At 69.8% G+C, this 19,488-nt stretch carries 14 protein-coding genes; 8 read left to right on the forward strand and 6 right to left on the reverse strand.

Annotated elements, in window-relative coordinates:
* Positions 1-11: 11 nt before the first annotated feature.
* Both GKE56_RS05545 and GKE56_RS05550 read right to left on the reverse strand, forming a co-directional pair.
* Positions 12-1,889: a GAF domain-containing sensor histidine kinase gene (locus GKE56_RS05545; RefSeq protein ID WP_195908252.1), complete on the reverse strand. Its 1,878-nt coding sequence runs from the start codon at positions 1,887-1,889 to the stop codon at positions 12-14.
* A 40-nt stretch (positions 1,890-1,929) separates the two neighbouring features.
* On the reverse strand, positions 1,930-4,356 hold the full coding sequence (locus tag GKE56_RS05550) for a glycoside hydrolase family 31 protein (protein ID WP_154683690.1): 2,427 nt from the start codon (positions 4,354-4,356) through the stop codon (positions 1,930-1,932).
* 220 nt (positions 4,357-4,576) lie between these two features.
* On the opposite strand from GKE56_RS05550, the gene GKE56_RS05555 reads away from it, so the two are divergent.
* Positions 4,577-4,915, forward strand: coding sequence for a hypothetical protein (locus GKE56_RS05555; protein WP_154683691.1), 339 nt, complete (start codon positions 4,577-4,579; stop codon positions 4,913-4,915).
* 19 nt (positions 4,916-4,934) lie between these two features.
* On the opposite strand, the gene GKE56_RS05560 is transcribed toward GKE56_RS05555, so the two are convergent.
* From GKE56_RS05560 to GKE56_RS05575, 4 genes are read right to left on the reverse strand one after another with little or no spacing between them, the layout of a single operon-like run.
* Positions 4,935-7,214 (reverse strand): alpha-L-rhamnosidase, encoded by a 2,280-nt coding sequence (locus tag GKE56_RS05560; protein ID WP_154683692.1) that lies wholly within the window; start codon positions 7,212-7,214, stop codon positions 4,935-4,937.
* 38 nt (positions 7,215-7,252) lie between these two features.
* On the reverse strand, positions 7,253-8,080 hold the full coding sequence (locus GKE56_RS05565; protein WP_154683693.1) for a carbohydrate ABC transporter permease: 828 nt from the start codon (positions 8,078-8,080) through the stop codon (positions 7,253-7,255).
* Positions 8,077-9,045, reverse strand: coding sequence for a carbohydrate ABC transporter permease (locus tag GKE56_RS05570; protein WP_154683694.1), 969 nt, complete (start codon positions 9,043-9,045; stop codon positions 8,077-8,079). The genes GKE56_RS05565 and GKE56_RS05570 overlap by 4 nt, the downstream gene beginning before the upstream one ends.
* Positions 9,039-10,349: an ABC transporter substrate-binding protein gene (locus GKE56_RS05575; RefSeq protein WP_154683695.1), complete on the reverse strand. Its 1,311-nt coding sequence runs from the start codon at positions 10,347-10,349 to the stop codon at positions 9,039-9,041. Before GKE56_RS05575 ends, GKE56_RS05570 begins: the two co-directional genes overlap by 7 nt.
* A 272-nt stretch (positions 10,350-10,621) precedes the next feature.
* On the opposite strand from GKE56_RS05575, the gene rhaI reads away from it, so the two are divergent.
* The 7 genes from rhaI (at position 10,622) to GKE56_RS05610 (ending at position 19,310) form a co-directional block, all read left to right on the forward strand.
* Positions 10,622-11,788, forward strand: a complete 1,167-nt coding sequence (rhaI, locus tag GKE56_RS05580; protein ID WP_154683696.1) for an L-rhamnose isomerase — start codon at positions 10,622-10,624, stop codon at positions 11,786-11,788.
* A 36-nt stretch (positions 11,789-11,824) separates the two neighbouring features.
* A complete protein-coding gene (locus GKE56_RS05585) occupies positions 11,825-13,858 on the forward strand; it encodes a bifunctional aldolase/short-chain dehydrogenase (RefSeq protein ID WP_370518463.1) in 2,034 nt (677 codons plus the stop codon).
* A gap of 12 nt (positions 13,859-13,870) precedes the next feature.
* Entirely contained in the window at positions 13,871-15,292 is a 1,422-nt protein-coding gene (locus tag GKE56_RS05590) for a rhamnulokinase family protein (protein WP_154683698.1), read from the forward strand.
* Positions 15,293-15,371: 79 nt separating this feature from the next.
* Positions 15,372-16,403 (forward strand): LacI family DNA-binding transcriptional regulator, encoded by a 1,032-nt coding sequence (locus tag GKE56_RS05595; RefSeq protein WP_154683699.1) that lies wholly within the window; start codon positions 15,372-15,374, stop codon positions 16,401-16,403.
* Positions 16,400-17,155 (forward strand): (Fe-S)-binding protein, encoded by a 756-nt coding sequence (locus tag GKE56_RS05600; protein WP_154683700.1) that lies wholly within the window; start codon positions 16,400-16,402, stop codon positions 17,153-17,155. The genes GKE56_RS05595 and GKE56_RS05600 overlap by 4 nt, the downstream gene beginning before the upstream one ends.
* A gap of 14 nt (positions 17,156-17,169) precedes the next feature.
* On the forward strand, positions 17,170-18,675 hold the full coding sequence (locus GKE56_RS05605) for a lactate utilization protein B (protein ID WP_154685642.1): 1,506 nt from the start codon (positions 17,170-17,172) through the stop codon (positions 18,673-18,675).
* On the forward strand, positions 18,672-19,310 hold the full coding sequence (locus GKE56_RS05610) for an LUD domain-containing protein (protein WP_230209212.1): 639 nt from the start codon (positions 18,672-18,674) through the stop codon (positions 19,308-19,310). Before GKE56_RS05605 ends, GKE56_RS05610 begins: the two co-directional genes overlap by 4 nt.
* The last annotated feature ends 178 nt before the right edge of the window (positions 19,311-19,488 follow it).

Genomic DNA, 19,488 nt, shown 5'->3' on the forward strand with positions numbered 1-19,488 from the left:
CCGTGGGCAGCTCAGCCGGCTGCTGGCAGGACCACGGTGAACGTCGTGCCGCGCCCGAGGCCGGACTCCCACGTGATGATGCCCTCGTGGCGGTCGAGGATGCGCCGCACGATGCTGAGCCCGAGGCCGGTGCCGGGGACCTCGAGGGCTGCCGGGTTGGTGCTGCGGAAGAACTCCGAGAACAGCGACTCCTGGTCGGCGAGCGAGATCCCGAGGCCGTCGTCGGCGCAGACGAGCTCCACCGCGCCACCACGGCGCGCGACACCCAGCGTGACCGTGCCGCCCGGTGGAGTGAACTTCACGGCGTTGCTCACGAGGTTCTGGACGACCCGCCCCAGCTCCTCGGCGCTGCCCGACACGACCAGCGCGCCCTCCCCGACCTGGACCGACAGCGAGACACCCTGCTGCACCGCGCCCGGTTGGAACATGTCGACGGTGTCCTGGACGACCGCGAGGAGGTCGACGCGCGCCGTGAGGTCCAGAGGACGGTCAGGGTCGCTGACGCGCGAGATCGTCAGGAGGTCGTCGACCAGGGTCTGCAGCCTGCGGGTGTTGCGCTCCATCACGCCGATGGACCAGGTGAGGTCGCCGTCGGGCTCGTCGCGCAGCAGCTCGAGGTGGCCGACGATCGAGGCCAAGGGGTTCTTCAGCTCGTGCGACACGGTGGAGAAGAGCACGGTCTTGGCCTTGCTCGACTCGCGCAGCTCGGCCGAGGCGCGCCGCTCGAGCTCCATGAGCCGCGCGTTGACGATCGCCCGTCCGAGGTCGCGGCCGAGCTCGAGGGCGGCGATGGCCTCGGCATCGCTCCAGGCGCGGGCGCCCACGGCTCGCGTCAGCACGAGGTGGCCGAGGCACTCGCGGCCGGCGCCGATCGGGGCCAAGAGCAGCGACTCGTCGCCGGTGCGGCCCGTGAAGTCGATGAGCTCGGCCGCCTCCTCGGCGGTCAGCAGGCCGGCAGGCTCGACCAAGCCGGCCCGGACGAGTCCGGGGACCTGCCGTTGCCAGCAGAACTCGCCCATCCGGCGCGCCAGTCTCACCAAGGCCGCCGGTGGTGGCCCGTGCACGGGCATCGAGTACGCGGCGACGTCCTCGTCGAACGGGTCCTCGTCGCGAGCGAAGGCCCGCACCCACAGGCCGGTGCAGGCGAAACCCTCGAGGACCGGGACGACGATCTCGTCGAGGACCCGCGCCGGCTCGAGGACCTGCTGGGAGATCCGGGCCACCGTCTGCACCGCTCCGACGAGCCGGACCTGCTCGGCCAGCGCCTGCCGCTGCCGGGCGCCGTTGATGGCGATCCCGGCCTGGTTGGCGAAGACCTCGAGGACACCCTGCTGCACCTGCGAGGGGCGACGCCCGTCCAGCGGGAGGTCGACGGAGAGGATGCCGAGCATCTGGCCACCCGGCTCGTAGAACGGCGCGAGCAGCGTGTCCTCGGGGTCCCACGCGTCGGGGTCGTCGGCGGCACCGCGACCGTCCCACTCGCGCGCGACCCACCCCTCTGCGGCCGACGTGGGGAGTCGGTCGGCCGGGACGAACCGCAACGATCCCCAGTGCTCGGCCACCGCGAACTCCGCCTCGACGCTGTGCCTCGGGGTGCGCCGGCCGATGAGCTGCGCGGTGGCGTCAGGGTCGCCCGCGACGGCCACGACCTCGAGGTCCCCATCAGCCTGCACCAGGCTGATCGCCGCCACCTGGAAGCCGACGACGCCGGCAGCACCGTCGACGATGAGGTCGAGGAGGTCCTGGAGGCTCTGCTGACCGCTGGCGTGGTTCATCAGCTGGGAGAGTCGCCGCAGCGCGGACATCTCAGGGAGCAGCTCCACGGGTGCCGTGCCGCTCGCCTGGTTGCCTGCCACCATCACCCGCCCGATCTGTCTGATTCCTCCCACGGTAACCAAGTCGGCTGCCGGCCGCGCGCTTCGTCCATTCTCAGGCGTGGTCCACCTCGAACCGGCAGGTGAACCCGTCACCGGCGTTCGGCAGCACGAACCGGCCATCGTCGGGCCGGACCGGAGCACCATCGAGGTCGATGGCCTCGGGGGTCGCCCCATGGACGACCAGGTGGAAGGCGCGGCGGCGGAACTCGGGGTAGCCCTCGCCCTCGACCTGGGCGTCGAGCGAGATCGTCCCGCCCGCGCGGGTGAGCGTGAACGTGGTGCGGTATGCCGCGCCGCTCGCCGCCGCCGAGGTCACCCCGTCGTCCTCACCGAGGAGTGAGCGGTGGGATCCGTCCTGAACCGGCACGAACAGGTGGAGCTCGACCACCTCGGGGTGGTAGCCGCTCGTCGAGGGCGGCGCCTCGACCCACATCGGGATGACGGCACCACCCCGGGCGTAGATCGGGATCCGGTCCATCGGCGTCGACGCCAGCACGAACCGACGACCACCCACGTGCTCCTTGCTGTGCCAGTCGTACCAGTCACCCCGGGGCAGGTAGACCTGGCGCGACGTGGCGCCCGCGGCCGTGACCGGTGCGACCAGCAGGTCGGTGCCGAACAGGTACTGGTCGTCGAGGTCGCGCACCGCGCCGTCGTACTGGTAGTCGAAGACCATCGGTCGCTGGATCGGCTCGCCGGTCTCAGCGGCCCGCAGGAACGCGCTGTAGATGTAGGGCAGCAACCGGTACCGCAGCACGATGGAGTCCCGGACGATGTCCTGGATGGCCTCGCCCCACGCCCAGGCGTACTGGTCGACGTTGCCGATCTCGGAGTGGTTGCGGCAGAACGGGGTCAGCGTGCCGTACTGCATCCACCGCAGGAACAGCTCGGCGTTGGAGTTGCCGGCGAAGCCGCCGATGTCCGCGCCGACGAAGGCCTGGCCCGAGATGCCGAAGCCCGACCCCATCGCGATGCCGAGCCACAGGTGGTCCCATCGCGAGAAGTTGTCGCCCATCCAGTTCGCGGCATACCGCTGGATGCCGGCGAAGCCGGCGCGGGAGAGGATGAACGTGCGCCGGTCGGGCATCGCGTCGAGCAGGCCCTGGGTGGTGGCCATCGCCATGAGCAGGGCGTACTGGTTGCGGTACCGCTCGTGCGAGTACTGGCCCCTGCCGAACCGCATGCCGGCCGAGGAGATCGTCCCGGTCGCCGGTTCGTTCATGTCGTTCCAGATCCCGGCCAGCCCGGACTTGACGTGGGCGGCGTTCAGCTCACCCCACCAGGTGCGCGCCTCCTGCGTGACGAAGTCCGGAAAGGCGGTGTTGCCGGGCCACACCTGGCCGATGTAGAGGTCGCCACCCTCGGTCCGGCAGAAGACGTCCCGGGCGAGGCCTTCGTCGAAGACGGCATACCCGGGGTCGAACTTCACCCCGGGGTCGATGATGGTGATGACCTGAAACCCCTTGTCCGACAGCCGTTTCAGCATCCCGGGCGGGTCGGGGAAGCGCTCGGGGTCCCAGGTGAAGACGCGGTAGCCGTCCATGTACTCGATGTCGAGCCAGAGCGCGTCGCACGGGATGTCGTGGTCGCGGTGTCGCTGCCCGATGGCCTCGACCGCTTCCTGGGTGTAGTCGAACCACCGGCACTGGTGGTAGCCCAGCGACCAGAGCGGCGGCAGCGGGATCCGGCCAGTCAACCCCGTGTATGCCGTGAGGATGGCGGGCATGTCGGGTCCGGCGAAGATGTACTCGGTGTACTGGCCCCCGGCGAAGCTGATGCGGTACTCCTCGGGTGAGGAGAACTCGTAGAAGCCGCGGTAGCCGTTGTCGAGGAACGACCCCGCCATCGACCCTGCCGGGTACGTCTGGTGGTAGAAGAACGGGATAGTGACGTAGAAGGGGTCGAACTCGACGCTCGTGCGGTCGCCGCGGGGGTCGCCGGGCTCCTTGCCGGCCGTGAACTCCTTGGTCTCGCTCGGGCTCAGGACATCCGTGTTCCAGAGCGTGAAGTCCCGGCCCTTGCGGTTGTGCCGGCCCGACTTCTCGCCCAGCCCGTAGATGGCATCCTCTTGGCGGCACCGGCGCCGCACGGTGAACGCGTCGTTGAGCGTCGCGTACGCCCAGTAGCGGCCCTGCTCGTCGGCGGCGGTCTCGACGACCACGGTGCCGTCGCTGCGGTGCACGTCCAACCGGAACGGGTCGAGCCACAGCGACACCACGAGGGCCGCGGTGACGACCCGGACTCGCTCGTCGTCCCGCTCGACGGTGAACTCGACCTCGTCCGCGAGGGGGTCGACGCACACGGCGAAGGTGGGCGACTCGTCGAAGACTCCCCCTCGGCTCATCGTGACCCGCACGACCTCGGGGCTGACGACGTCGATGCGAAGCCGCTCGGTCTCGACGTCCGCCAGGACGCCTCGAGGGGTCTCGGTGACCGAGCCGACCCGTTCGAAGCGGATGAAGTGATCGGTCTCGAACACGGTGCACCTTTCGGGGACGGCCGCGGCCTCGGGCCGGCGCGGGGGAATCGCCGACCCATTCTCGTGGCGGGCGTCGTTGCCGTCCATGGGAAGCCCAGTGCTCCACCAAAGGGCGGAGGGCGGGCCGGTCGGCGATGGCTAGCGTCGTGCTGCCGGGCCGGACCGTCCCCCAGCCTCGAGGACTGGCATCGAGGACCGGCATCGTCGAGGAGGAGATCTCGTGGCGGACAAGCAGGACGGCGCAATGATCGTGCAACTGGCCCAGTGGGGCGCAGCCATGGGCCTCGAGGAGGCCATGCAGACCGTGTGGGCCGAGGACTTCGACCCCGACACTGCGTCGGTCGAGAACCCCCTCGTGTCCCGGGTCCTCAACTGGGGCGAGACCATCGGCACGCTGACCAAGAACGGTCTCGTGGACACTGACCTCGTCCTCGACTGGCTCTGGGTCGCCGGCGCGTGGCAACGGGTCGGACCCGCCGCGCTCAAGCAGCGCGAGAAGTACGGCGTGCCGCAGCTCTACGAGAACTTCGAGGCGCTGGCGGCCAGGCAGGGCAGCTGACCGCCAGCACCCCGCGGTTTCAGCCAGCCTCCGCGACGGTAGCCGAGAGCTCGTGGTGGCCGCCGCCCAGGCTGTGCTGCGTGCCGTCGGGCAGCTCCACCCGCGCCTCGACGCCCTCGGGCACCTCGACCCGCAGGGCGAACCGTCCCTGCTCGTCGAGCGTCCAGTCCGTGGCCACTACACCCTGCCGTGTCTCGAGCGACGCCTTGGCCCAGGTCAGTCCGCCGCCAGGCTTCGGTGCGATCCGTACCTGGGCGTATCCCGGGGCCGCCGGCGCGATACCGCCGATGGTGCGGTGCATCCAGTCGGCAACCGCTCCGAGGGCATAGTGGTTGAAGCTCGTCATCTGGCCTGAGTTGATGGTGCCGTCGGGCAGCATGGAGTCCCAGCGCTCCCAGACCGTGGTCGCGCCCATCGTGACGGGGTAGAGCCACGAGGGGCACTCGCGCTCGAGCAGTAGCCGGTACGCCTCGTCGAGGTGCCCGGTTGAGGTGAGCGCGTCGGTCACGAAGGGCGTACCGGCGAACCCGGTGGACACCCGGAACCCGTTCTCGCGAGCCAGCTCCGCGAGACGGTTACCGGCCCCCAGGCGGTCGGCGTCGTCGAGCAGGCCGAACTCGATGGCCAGCGCGTAGACCGTCGCGCAGTCGCTGTGCACGCGACCACCGTCGGTCACGTAGTGCTTCTGGAACGCGCCGCGGACCCGGTCGGCGAGGGCAGCGAAGTCGCCCGCGTCGTCGGGGTTGCCCAGGATCTCGGCGACAGCGGCGAGCTGGCGCAGGGTGCGGTAGTAGCAGGCGGTCGCGACGACGCCGTTGTCTGCCTTGGCCTTGATCGGGTCGTCCGGCGGGGCCTGGGGGTCGAGCCAGTCACCGAACTGGAAGCCGGTGTCCCACAGGTCGGTGTCCGACAGGAGCCCCTCGACCCGGCGGGCGTGCGCGACCATCGCCGGGTACTGGCGCGCCAGGGCGTCGCGGTCGGCATACGCCTCCCACAGCGCCCATGGCACCCAGACCGCCGCGTCGCTCCAGATCGCGGTGCTGTCTGGGTCCGGGAAGTCCCTCGGGATCTCCATGTACTTGAGCACGTCCGGCACGACGAACGGCACCATGCCCTCGGCGTGCGCCTGCTCGAGGTCGACGTCCACGAGCCAGTCCGACAGGAATCCGGAGACGTCATACAGGTATGCCGCGGTCGGCGCGAACGCGGCGATGTCGCCGGTCCAGCCCAGCCGCTCGTCACGCTGGGGGCAGTCGGTGGGCACGTCGAGGAAGTTGCCCTTGAGTCCCCAGACCACGTTGCGGTGGAGCTGGTTGAGCAGCTCGTCGGAGCACTCGAAGGTCCCGGTCGGACGCAGCTCGGAGTGGACGACGACGGCCTCGACGGAGTCCTGGGTGAGCTCCCCCGGCCACCCGGTCACCTCGGCATACCGGAAGCCGTGGAAGGTCTTGGTGGGCTCGAAGGTGTCCACTCCCCCGCTCAGCACGAACCGGTCGGTGGCCTGGGCGGTGCGCAGCGGCCGGGTGCCGAGCTCGTCGTGCTCGAGCACCTCGGCGTGCCGGATCGTGATCTCGTGACCAGCTTCTCCCTCCACCGTGAAGCGCAGCCAGCCGACGAGGTTCTGGCCGAAGTCGACGATCGTGGCCCCGGCCGGTGAGGTCCAGACCTTGCTCGGTCGCAGCGTCTCCTGGCGGCGAACGGGCGGCCCGAGATAGGGCTGCAGCCGCCCGAGGTCGGACTCGACGGGGTGGACCCCGGTCCATCCCTCGAGCAGGGCACCGGGCCGGGTCCAGTCCGCGGACCCGACCCGGGCGTCGATGGTCTGGCCGTCGTAGAGGTCGTTCGCCACGGTCGACGACGGACCCGCCTGCCACGTGGCGTCCGTCCCCACCACCTGGCGGTGTCCGTCCTCGAACTCGACCTGCAGCTCGGCGAGGGCCGCGAGCTCGGGGCCGTAGAAGGCTCGCCCACCGCTCCAGCCGAGGCGGCCGCGGTACCAGCCGTTGCCGAGCGCGAGCCCGAGCACCGAGGTCTGCGTCACCAGAGCCGTGACGTCGTAGCTCTGGTACCGCAGCCGCCACTCGTAGCTGGTCCAGCCGGGCGTGAGCACGTCCTGCGACACCGCGGCGCCGTTGATGGTGGGTTCCACGATCCCCTGCGCCGTGACCACCAGGGTGGCCGAGCGCACCGGGCCGTGATCGAGGTCGAGGCTGAACTCCTTGCGCAGCAACGGCGCACCGGCGAAGTCCTCGTCGGGGGCGATGAACTCTGCGGACTCGGGAGACCACGTGTGGGTCATGACTGCCTTTCGGTCGTGCGCGGGATGGTCGGAGTGGTTCAGCCCTTGACCGCGCCGGACGTCATGCCGGCGACGATCTTGCGGTTGAAGAAGATGAACAGGACCAGCGGTGGGATCGTCACGAGCACGATGTTCATGAAGAGCAGGTTGTACTGCGTGCTGAACTGGCTCAGGAAGTTGAACAAGGTGAGCTGGACCGTGGCGTTCTCGTCACCCGGCAGGAAGTACAGCGGGTTGACGAAGTCGCTGAAGATGAAGACCGAGGTCGTCAGGATCACCGTGATCGTCACCGGGCGCAGCAGCGGGAAGATCACCCGGAAGAACAGCGACAGCCCGGTGCAGCCGTCGATCATCGCGGCCTCGTCGAGCTCACGCGGGATGGCCGCCACGAACGCCCGGAACAGCAGTACGGCGAAGGCCATCTGGAACGCGACCTCGACCAGGATCAACCCCGGCAGGGTCTTGAAGATGTGCAGCTGCTGGAGCACCCAGATGGTGGGGACGACGGCTGGGGGGATGATCAGGCCGGAGACGACGAGGACGTTGGCGATGTTCGCCACCCGGCCCGGCCTGCGCTGGATGACGTAGCCCACCATCGAGCACAGGACCACGATGATCGTGACCGAGGCAACGGTGAGGATGGTGCTGTTCTTGAACGCCACCAGCAGGATCCCGTCGCGGGCCGTGAACACATCCTTGATGTTGTCGAGGATCCGCCAGTGGGTCGGCAGCGAGAAGCTGAGGTCCGAGGACTCGTTCTCGTCCTTGGACGCGGTGAGGAACATGAACAGGAACGGGACGACGAAGACGACCAGGGCGACCAGGATCGCCACGACCTCGAGCGAGGTTCGGCGCAGGGATCTCATGACTCGACCTCGCGGGAGTTGAAGTAGCGGAAGAGCGGGAAGACGATGAGTGACACCAGGACGAACAGGACCACGTTCCCCGCAGTGGCGAGGCCGAAGAACCCCGCTTGGTACTGCTTGTAGATGACCGAGGCGATGACGTCGCTGCTGAACCCGGGGCCTCCCCCAGTCATGGTCCAAATGAGGTCGAACGAGCGCAGGCCACCGATCAGCGAGAGCAGGATGACCGTGAAGGTCGCCGGGCGCGCCAGGGGAAGGGTGACGTTCCGGAACTTCGTCCAGGCCCCACCACCGTCGACATCGACGGCCTCGTAGTAGTCCTTGGGGATCGCCAGGATGCCGGCGATGTAGATGAGGGTGGCCAGGCCGACGCCCTTCCAGACGTCGACGAGGGCGACCGAGAGCAGCGCGGTGCTGGGGTTGCCCAGCCAGTCCGGGGAGGTGATCCCGACCTTGCTCAGGACGACGGCCACCAGACCGGTGTCCGGCTGGAGCAGCATGCTGAAGGTGATACCGACAGCCACGGTGCTGACCAGGACCGGGAAGAAGACCACCGAACGCAGGAATCCCCGGGAGCGGATGGGGCCGGTGAGGAGAACCGCGAACACCATGCCCAGCACGACCTTGAGGCCGCTGGTGACCACCGCGTAGATCAGCGTGTTCTTCAGACCGCTGACCAGCGACTGCTCGGAGAAGAACTGGCGGAAGTTGTCCAGACCGATGAACTGCGAGTCGAACAGCGTCCACCGGGTGAGGGAGTAGTAGAACGCGATGACCGTCGGCACCACGAAGATGAGGCCGTAGACGAGACCTGCTGGTGCGTAGAACCAGTACGAGTACGTGCGGGCCCGGAGGTTCTGCGCATCGCTCCTGGTCCTGCCCGGCCTCCGGGTGGACCGCCCGGCCCCCGCGTTGCCGCGGGGACCGACCGGGGTGGCCTCTTCAGGCCGGGACCGGATTACCATCCCGGCAGTCCTAGCTGCTTGGCCTGCTTGGTCACGTCCGCGTCATACTGCGCAGCGCCATCCTTGGCCGAGGTCTGACCGGTGGCGACGGCGACGGTGATCTGCTCCAGCGACGGGCCCTTGACCGGGGACAGGAACTCCAGGGCCGGGGTCGTGGCCTTCGCGGTGATGTAGGCCTCGAGGTCCTTGGCGACCGGGGGCGCGCTGGCTGGCAGGCTGTAGCCCTTGACCAGGTAGGGACCGGTGGGCGGCGCCGCCGAGGTGTAGGCGTCGGAGCCGGCGGGCGACGCGACGAACGCGATGAACTTCTTGGCCGCGTCGAGCTTGGCGCCGGTCGTCGTCTTGGGGATGTACTGGCCGCCCGGCTCCCACAGGGTGGCGCCGTTGGTGCTGGCGTCGTCACCGGGGATCCCGAAGAAGCCGATCTTGGCTGCCTGCGCAGGCGGGAGGGTGCCCACCGGGAAGGTGAGGAGCGGGTACTGCGCCGCCCTGCCCGAGGCGAGGAGCTTGATGCCCTGGGCGAAGGTGGTGGATCCGGCGCTGGCATTGAGCCAGCCCTTCTGCTTGGCCTCGGCAGTCTTCTCGAAGCCCTTCTCCGCAGCCTGGTCGGTGGCGTACTTGACCTTGTTGGCGGTGTAGTCCGTGGCGAAGCTCGGGTTGGCGGCGGCGACGTTGTGGTAGTCGCCGAGCACGAACAGCTGTGAGGTCCAGGTGTCCTTGAAGCTCCCCAGGACCGCGGTGATGCCCGAGGCCTTGATCTTGTCGCTGTTCGACTCGAACTCGGCCCAGGTCTTCGGGACCTGCAGGTTCAGCTTGGCGTAGACGTCCTTGTTGTAGAGGATGCCGCCACCCATGGCCGTGCCCCAGGGAGCGCCGTAGACCTTGCCGTTCTGGGTCACTGCCGGCAGGAACGACGGGTCGGTGTTGGCCAGGGCCGGGTCGTTGGTGAGGTCCACCAGCGTCTTGGCCGGGCTGAGCGCCGCGAGCAGCGAGCCGGAGTTGTACCAGAAGACATCCGCCATGTCGCCGGTCGACAGCTTGGTCTTGACGATGTTGTCACCGTCGGAGCCGCCGGGACGGGTCTCGGTCTTGACCGTGATGGTCGGGTTGGCCTTCTCGAACGCCGCGATCTCGGCGGCCGCCGGCTTGACCGTGGTGTCGGCGCTGTCTGTCAGCAGCGTGATCTCGGTCTTCCCGCTGCCGCCGCCTGAACCGGAGCCCGACGAACTCGAGCAGGCAGCGAGCGGGACAAGGGCTGAGGCCGCGACCATGGCGATCGCGAACCTGGGGCGAAAAGTCTTCATTGGTACCTCCACAGCGTTGGGGCGCGTGTCCGCGATGTCTTCACCGATTTTGAATCGCTTCATTCGGTCGCTTCAAGGTAGGGTCCCGATCTGTCAGTGTCAACAGTTCCGCAGAGACTCTTTGGGAATCGTGCTCGACAATTTCCATGCAGCCGACGAGTTGTCGGCGAGGAGGGGTTGACCTGACCGATCGCCTGCGCTTTACTCGGAACCTCGCAGATGAAGCGCTTCATTGCTCCGGGTGCGGCCACCACTCACATGACAGGATCACCATGACGACTTTCGGCGACATCGCGGAGCGGCTCGCCCACCAGGCCATCGAGCTGCCGTCCTGGGCGTTCGGCAACTCGGGCACACGCTTCAAGGTCTTCACGACGCCGGGGACTCCCCGCACCGTGGAGGAGAAGCTCGCCGATGCCGCGACGGTCCACCGCCTCACCGGCCTGGCCCCCTCCGTCGCCCTGCACATCCCGTGGGACCGGGTCGACGACTACGACAAGCTGAGCCGGCACGCCCAGGACCTCGGGGTGCGGCTCGGGACCATCAACTCCAACACGTTCCAGGACGACGACTACAAGTTCGGCAGCCTGACCCACGTCGACGAGCGGATCCGGGCCAAGGCCATCGCGCACCAGCTCGAGTGCATCGACATCATGGACCAGACCGGCAGCCGGGACCTCAAGATCTGGCTGCCGGACGGCACGAACTACCCGGGGCAGGGTGACCTGCGCGACCGCCAGGACCGCCTGGCCGACAGCCTCCAGCAGGTGTACGCCCGCCTCGGCGAGCACCAGCGGCTGGTACTGGAGTACAAGTTCTTCGAGCCGGCCTTCTACGCCACCGACGTCCCCGACTGGGGCACCTCGCTCGTCCAGTGCCTGGCGCTCGGCGAGCGGGCCATGGTGTGCCTGGACACCGGTCACCACGCCCCGGGGACCAACATCGAGTTCATCGTCATGCAGCTGCTGCGCCTGGGTCGCCTCGGCGCCTTCGACTTCAACTCCCGCTTCTACGCCGACGACGACCTCATCGTCGGCGCGGCCGACCCGTTCCAGCTCTTCCGGATCCTCCACGAGGTGGTGCGCGGAGGCGGGTACGGACCTGGCAGCGAGGTCGCCTTCATGCTCGACCAGTGCCACAACGTCGAGGACAAGATCCCGGGCCAGATCCGCTCCGTGCTCAACGTGCAGGAGATGACCGCTCGCGCGCTCCTCGTGGACCGGACCGCGTTGCTCGAGGCCGAGCGGGCCGGGGACGTCCTCGCGGGCAACGGCATCCTCATGGACGCCTTCTACACCGACGTGCGCGCAGACCTCGCCGACTGGCGGGCCGGCCGCGGCCTTCCAGCCGACCCCATGCAGGCGTATGCCGCCAGCGGCTACCAGTCCCAGATCGCCGCCGACCGTGTGGGCGGGACCCAGGCCGGCTGGGGCGCCTGACCACCCGTCTGACAACCCATGACCACGAAGGAAGCCATGAACACCGTCGTCGCAGACCTGATCGCCCGGTCCAACCAGCTGGGTGCCGATCCCAAGAACACCAACTATGCCGGCGGCAACACCTCCGCCAAGGGCACCGAGACCGACCCCGTCACCGGCGAGCAGGTCGACCTGCTCTGGGTCAAGGGCTCGGGCGGCGACCTCGGCACCCTCACGGAGTCCGGCCTCGCGGTGCTGCGGCTCGACCGGGTGCGCGCCCTGGTGGACGTCTATCCCGGCGTCGACCGTGAGGACGAGATGGTCGCGGCGTTCGACTTCTGCCTGCACGGCAAGGGTGGCGCGGCGCCCTCGATCGACACCGCCATGCACGGCCTGGTCGACGCGCCCCACGTCGACCACCTGCACCCGGACAGCGGCATCGCGATCGCCACCGCCAAGGATGGCGAGCACCTGACCAAGGAGATCTACGGCGACCGGGTCGTGTGGGTGCCGTGGCGTCGTCCCGGCTTCCAGCTCGGACTGGACATCGCCGAGATCAAGAAGGCCAACCCCCAGGCCATCGGCACCATCCTCGGTGGCCACGGCGTCACCGCCTGGGGCGCGACCAGCGACGAGGCGCAGGCGAACTCGGTCTGGATCATCGAGACGGCGCAGGTCTATCTCGACGAGCACGGCAAGGCCGATCCGTTTGGTGCGCCCGTGCCCGCGTTTGCCGCGCTGTCGCAGGACGAGCGTCGCGCCAAGGCCGCCGCACTCGCGCCGCACGTCCGCGCCGTCGCCTCGAAGGACCGCCCGATGGTCGGTCACTTCACCGATGCCGAGGTGGTCCTGGAGTTCCTCGCCCACGAGAAGCTCGCCCACCTCGCCGAGCTCGGCACCTCCTGCCCCGACCACTTCCTGCGCACCAAGGTCAAGCCCCTGGTCGTCGACGTCCCCGCGGACGCCAGCGTCGAGGACACCGTCGCCCGGCTCGGCGAGCGGCACGCGGCATACCGTGAGGACTACCAGGCTTACTACGACCGCCATGCGACGCCCAACTCCTCCGCGATCCGTGGGGCCGACCCGGCGATCGTGCTCGTGCCCGGGGTCGGGATGTTCTCCTTCGGCAAGGACAAGCAGACTGCGCGGGTCGCCGGAGAGTTCTACGTCAACGCCATCAACGTCATGCGCGGCGCCGAGTCGGTCTCGACGTACTCCCCCATCGACGAGTCCGAGAAGTTCCGGATCGAGTACTGGGCGCTCGAGGAGGCCAAGCTGGCCCGCCTGCCCAAGCCCCGCTCCCACGCCGGCCGGATCGCCCTGGTGACCGGCGCCGCCTCCGGCATCGGCAAGGCGATCGCCACCCGCCTCGCGGCAGAGGGTGCCTGCGTCGTCATCGCCGACCTCGACCTCGCCAAGGCCCAGGACGCGGCGGCCGAGCTGGGCACCGCCGATGTCGCCGTCGGAGTGCAGGCCAACGTCACCGACGCCGCGCAGGTGCAGGCTGCCGTGGACGCGGCCCTGCTCGCCTTCGGCGGACTCGACCTGCTGGTCAACAACGCTGGTCTGTCGATCTCCAAGCCCCTGCTGGAGACCACCGAGGCCGACTGGGACCTGCAGCACGACGTCATGGCCAAGGGCAGCTTCCTCATGGCCAAGGCCGCGGCGAAGGCGATGATCGACCAGAAGCTCGGCGGCGACATCGTGTACATCTCCTCCAAGAACTCCGTGTTCGCCGGTCCCAACAACATCGCCTACAGCGCCGTGAAGGCCGACCAGGCCCACCAGGTGCGCCTGCTGGCCGCCGAGCTCGGCGAGTACGGCATCAAGGTCAACGGCATCAACCCCGACGGGGTGGTCCGCGGTAGCGGCATCTTCTCCAGCGGGTGGGGTGCCAAGCGCGCCGCTGTCTACGGCGTGCCGGAGGAGGAGCTGGGGGCCTACTACGCGCAGCGGACGCTGCTCAAGCGCGAGGTGCTGCCCGACCACGTGGCCAATGCCGCAGCCCTGATCACCTCGGACGAGTTCAGCCACACCACCGGGCTGCACATCCCAGTCGACGCCGGCGTTGCCGCGGCCTTCCTGCGATAGTCGGACCGGGCAATGACAGCACGGGTGTTCGGCGCCATCGACATCGGCGCCTCCGGTGGCCGCGTCATGGCCGGCGTGGTCCATCGGGACGCGACCACGCTGCACACCGTGCACCGCTTCCCCAATGGCGCACTGCACCGTGACGGCCACCTCCGCTGGGACCTCACCGCCCTGTTCGCCGAGGTGCTGACCGGGCTGCGCGCCCTCGCGCGGGGCTTCCCGGAGGTGGAGTCGGTCGGCATCGACACCTGGGCGGTCGACTACGGGCTGCTTGACAGCGACGGTGCGCTGCTCGCCGAGCCGGTGTCCTACCGGGACACCAGGAGCGACGCAGCGGTGCCCCGCGTGCACGAACGCGTGAGCCGCGACGCCCTGTATGCCGTGAACGGGCTCCAGTTCCTGCCCTTCAACACCCTGTACCAGCTGGAGGCCGAGCGCGAGTCCCCGTTGTGGGACAAGGCAGCTCACCTCGTCCTGATCCCCGACCTCCTCGCGTACTGGCTCACCGGTGCCCTGGCGACCGAGGCCACCAACGCCTCGACCACCGGCCTCGTCGACGTGCGCACCGGGCAGTGGTCCACGCAGCTCCTGGACGACCTCGCGATCCCGCCCGCCCTGCTGCCGCCCCTCGAGCAGCCAGGGACGATCAGGGGTCGCCTCCTGCCCGCGGTCCTCGACCAGACGGGACTGTCGCCCAGAACCGTCGTCACCACCGTGGGCTCGCACGACACCGCCTCGGCGGTGGTCGGCGTCCCCGCCACGAGCTCGCGGTTCGCCTACGTCTCCAGCGGCACCTGGTCGCTCGTGGGGCTCGAGCTCGACAAGCCGGTCCTGACCGCCGAGAGCCAGCAGGCCAACTTCACCCACGAGGGCGGTGTCGACGGACGGATCCGCTTCCTGCGCAACGTCGGCGGCCTCTGGCTGCTCCAGGAGTCGCTGCGCGACTGGGCGGCGACAGGTCGACCGTTCACCGCCGCGGACCTCCTCGGCGAAGCCGAGGCCCTCCCCGCGGGCGGCCCGGTCGTCGATGTCGACGACCCAACCTTCATTCCTCCAGACGACATGCCGGCACGGATCAGCGCAGCAGCCGTCTCGGCCGGGCTCGCACCCCCGAGTACCCCGGCCCAGACGGTGCGCTGCATCCTCGACTCGCTCGCGACGGCATACGCCCGGACGGTCCGGCAGGCGACCACGCTGGCCCAGCAGGACGCCGACGTGATCCACATCGTCGGCGGCGGTTCGCAGAACGCCCTGCTGGGCCAGCTCACCGCCGACCTGTCAGAACTGCCGGTCACCGCAGGGCCGGTCGAGGCGACGGCCCTGGGCAACGTGCTCGTCCAGGCGCGGGCGGTGGGCGCCGCGCCCGCCACCCTTGAACAGATCCGGGCCGGTCTCGCCCGCACCCAGGCGGTCCGCCGGTACCGCCCGTCGTGACACGCGCGCGGGGCGCCGACCAGGGGCCGACCGGCCCCACCCACGAACGCGGTACGTTTCCTCGACGAACGGAGTGCGAATGGCATCGGTGAGCATCAAGGACGTGGCGGCGCGGGCCGGGGTCTCCCTCGGCACGGTATCCAACGTGCTCAACCGGCCGGCCGCCGTGCGCCCAGCGACCCGCGCCCGGGTCGAGGCCGCCATAGCCGAGCTGGGGTTCGTCCCCAATGGCTCGGCGAGGCAGCTCGCCGCCGGTCGCAGCCGGACCATCGCCTATCTGGTCCTCGACACCGCCAACCCGTTCTTCAACGACGTCGCCCGCGGCATCGAGGAGGTGGCGCGCACCAGCGGACTGTCGCTCTTTCTCTGCAACAGCGACCAGGACGCCGAGCGTGAGGACGAGTACCTCGAGCAGCTCGCCCAGCTTCGCGTGCGGGGTGTCCTCATCACTGCCATGGACTACTCCAACCCGCGGCTGAAGGGGCTGCGCGACCAGGGCGTGCCGGTCGTGCTCGTCGACCGCGCACCGGACACCCCCGAGGACTGGTGCACCGTCGGCGTCGACGACGTCACCGGCGGCAGCCTCGCCATCAGCCACCTGGTCGAGGGCGGCCACCGCAGGCTCGCCCTGGTGGGCGGTCCCGGCAACATCCCGCAGGTCGCCGACCGTCACACCGGAGCCGTCAACGCCATGGTGGATGCGGGGCTGGACCCACAGGACCTCGTCTGGATCCAGACCGACGCCCTCACCATCGCTGACGGGCGCCGGGCGGGTGAGCGGCTGCTTGGGCTGCCCAAGCGCCGCAGGCCGAGCGGGGTCTTCTGTGCCAACGACCTGCTCGCCTTGGGGCTGCTCCAGCACCTCATCCAGCACGGGGTCCGCGTCCCGGAGGACGTCGCCATCGTGGGGTACGACGACATCGAGTACGCCGCCGGTGCGGCCGTCCCGCTGACCTCCGTCGCCCAGCCCCGGCTGCTCCTCGGCCGGACTGCCGCACGGCTCCTGGCAGAGGAGAGCGAAGCCGGAACCGACCACCAGCACCAGCACGTCGTCTTCCCCCCGGAGCTGGTGGCCAGGGCGTCCACCGCGGTCACGAGGACCGGTCCGTGAAGATCGCGCTGTTCGTGACCTGCCTGGGTGACGTGGTGTTCCCCGACGTGGGCAAGGCCACGGTGACGGTGCTCGAGCGGTTGGGGCACGAGGTGGTGTTTCCCGGCGAGCAGACGTGTTGCGGCCAGATGCACACGAACACCGGGTACCAGCGGGACGCCCTTGGCTTGGTCGCGCACCACGTCGAGGTCTTCGAGGCGGCCCTCGCGGCCGGGTGCGAGGCCGTCGTGGCGCCGTCGGGGTCCTGCGCGGGCTCGGTGCGCCACCAGCACGCGGCGGTGGCGCGCCGGTTCGGCGACGAGGCCCTGGCGGTGCGCGCCGAGGCCGTGGCGGCGCGGACGTACGAGCTGTCGCAGCTGCTGGTGGAGGTCCTCGGGGTGACCGACGTGGGGGCGTCGTTCCCGCACCGGGTGACCTACCACCCCACGTGTCACTCGTTGCGGTTGCTGGGGGTCGGCGACGCGCCACTGCGGCTCCTGCGGGAGGTTCGCGGCATCGACCTCGTCGAGCTCCCAACGGCCGAGGTCTGCTGCGGGTTCGGGGGCACGTTCTCGGTCAAGAACGCCGAGACCTCCACGGCCATGCTCGCCGACAAGATGACGGCCGTGCTCACCACGCGGGCCGAGGTCGTCACGGCGGGCGACGCGTCGTGCCTGATGCACATCGGTGGTGGCCTCTCGAGGTTGCGGACCGGGGTGCGCCCGGTGCACCTCGCCGAGATCCTCGCCTCGACCGAGGGCGGCACCCGGTGAGCACCTTCCTGGGTATGCCGCGTGGCTGGGCCCCGGGTCCCGCCGGTGTGCGTGGTCCGGCCGCCGACACCGGGGTCGGTCAGCTGAGCGGTGACCGGTCGTTCCCCGCCGCGGCACACGACGCGCTCGCGGACACCCGGCTGCGGGCCAACCTGGCGCATGCCACCTCCACGATCCGCGGCAAGCGCGCCCAGGTCGTCGCCGAGGTACCGGACTGGGAGGCGCTGCGTGATGCGGGGTCGGCGATCAAGGCCGACGCGATGGCCTGCCTGCCCGAGCTTCTCGAACAGCTCGAGGCCGCAGTGGTAGCCCGTGGCGGGGTGGTGCACTGGGCCCGCGATGCCGCGGAGGCGAACGCGATCGTGGTCGACCTGGTCAAGGCCACCGGCGCCGACGAGGTCGTCAAGGTCAAGTCGATGGCGACCCAGGAGATCGGGCTCAACGAGGCGCTCGACGCCGCCGGCATCACCCCCCACGAGACCGACCTCGCCGAGCTCATCGTCCAGCTCGGGCGCGACAAGCCGTCGCACATCCTCGTGCCGGCGATCCACCGCGGCCGGGCCGAGATCCGCGAGATCTTCGCGCGGGAGATGCCCGGCGTCGACCCGACCCTGACCGACGACCCGGCCGCGCTCGCGGCCGCAGCCCGCACCCATCTGCGCGAGGTGTTCCTGCGCGCCCGTGTGGCCGTGTCGGGTGCGAACTTCGCGGTCGCCGAGACCGGCACCCTGACCGTGGTCGAGTCCGAGGGCAACGGCCGGATGTGCCTGACCCTGCCCGAGGTCCTGATCACGGTGATGGGCATCGAGAAGGTCATCCCCACCTGGCGCGACCTGGAGGTCTTCCTCCAGCTACTCCCTCGCTCCTCCACAGGCGAGCGGATGAACCCCTACACCTCCACGTGGACCGGCGTGGTCCCAGGCGACGGGCCGCAAGAGTTCCACCTGGTGCTGCTCGACAACGGCCGCACCCGCGCCCTGGCCGACGAGCTCGGCCGGACCGCCCTGCACTGCATCCGCTGCTCGGCCTGCCTGAACGTCTGCCCTGTCTACGAACGCACCGGCGGCCATGCGTACGGCTCGGTCTACCCCGGCCCGATCGGCGCGATCCTCACGCCTCTGCTGACCGGCCTGACCGGGGGCGACGACCCCAACGACTCGCTGCCCTACGCCTCCAGCCTCTGCGGCGCCTGCTACGACGTCTGCCCCGTGAAGATCAACATCCCCGACATCCTCGTCCAGCTGCGCGCCGAACACACCGAGGCCCACGCCGACACCCATCGGCTGCCCAGCCCGGAAGCCGCCGCGATGAAGGCTGCCGCGTGGGTGATGGCCGACGACGGGCGCTTCGCGAAGGCGGGCCGGGCTGCGGGCTGGGCACGACACGGCATACGCGACGGCAAACCAGTCCTGCCGCTGCCGCCGCCCCTGAACGGGTGGACCGCCTCTCGGGACGCACCTGCCCTGCCCACGGAGACCTTCCGCGACTGGTGGGACCGCACCCGCAAGGCGCCGCAGTGAGCGCCCCCGACACCGCCCGTGCGGAGGTCCTGGCCCGGATCCGCAGCGCTCTCGGCGATGGCGCCCCCGCCGCGCCGGTGCCCCGCGACTACCGCACCACCGGTGCCTTCGCCCCCGGCTCACCCGAGCTGGTCACCCAGCTCACCGAGCGCCTGCAGGACTACCGGGCGACCGTCATCCGGGTCGACAGCGAGGCCATGGTCGGCCATGCCGTCGCCGACGCCCTGACCTCCCGGACAGTCGACCACGCCATCGCGCCCCCGGGGCTGCCACCCGCCTGGACTGCCCGCCTGCCCCACGTCACCACCGACGACGGCAGCGCCACCGCCCGCGACCTCGACCAGATCCCCGCGGTCATCACCGGATCGGTCCTCGCGGTCGCCGACACCGGCACCATCGCCCTCGACGGCAGCCCCCTGTGCGGACGACGCGCCATCACCCTGGTTCCCGACACCCATCTGTGCATCGTGCTCGCGGGCGACATCGTGCACACCGTGCCCGAGGGGCTGGCCGGGCTCGACCCCGCCCGGCCACTCACCCTCATCAGCGGGCCGTCAGCCACCAGCGACATCGAGCTGAGCCGCGTCGAAGGCGTTCACGGCCCGCGCACCCTCATCGTCCTCATCGTTGGCTGAGCCTGCGGCGGCGGGTGAGCTCGCTGCCACGAGCCCGAGTGCCTCGTCGAGTGCTCGGCCAGTGAGTCGCCCCTGACAGGTGCGCACTGCGGTGATCACCTCCGCCAGCAGCTCGATCTCACCCTCGAGCGCGTAGTCGGTGATCTCGTCTCCGAACAGTTCCCCCATGGCACCACAA

Origin of the sequence: Nostocoides sp. HKS02 (assembly GCF_009707485.1) — a bacterium.
In the GTDB taxonomy this organism is placed as follows: Bacteria; Actinomycetota; Actinomycetes; order Actinomycetales; family Dermatophilaceae; genus Pedococcus.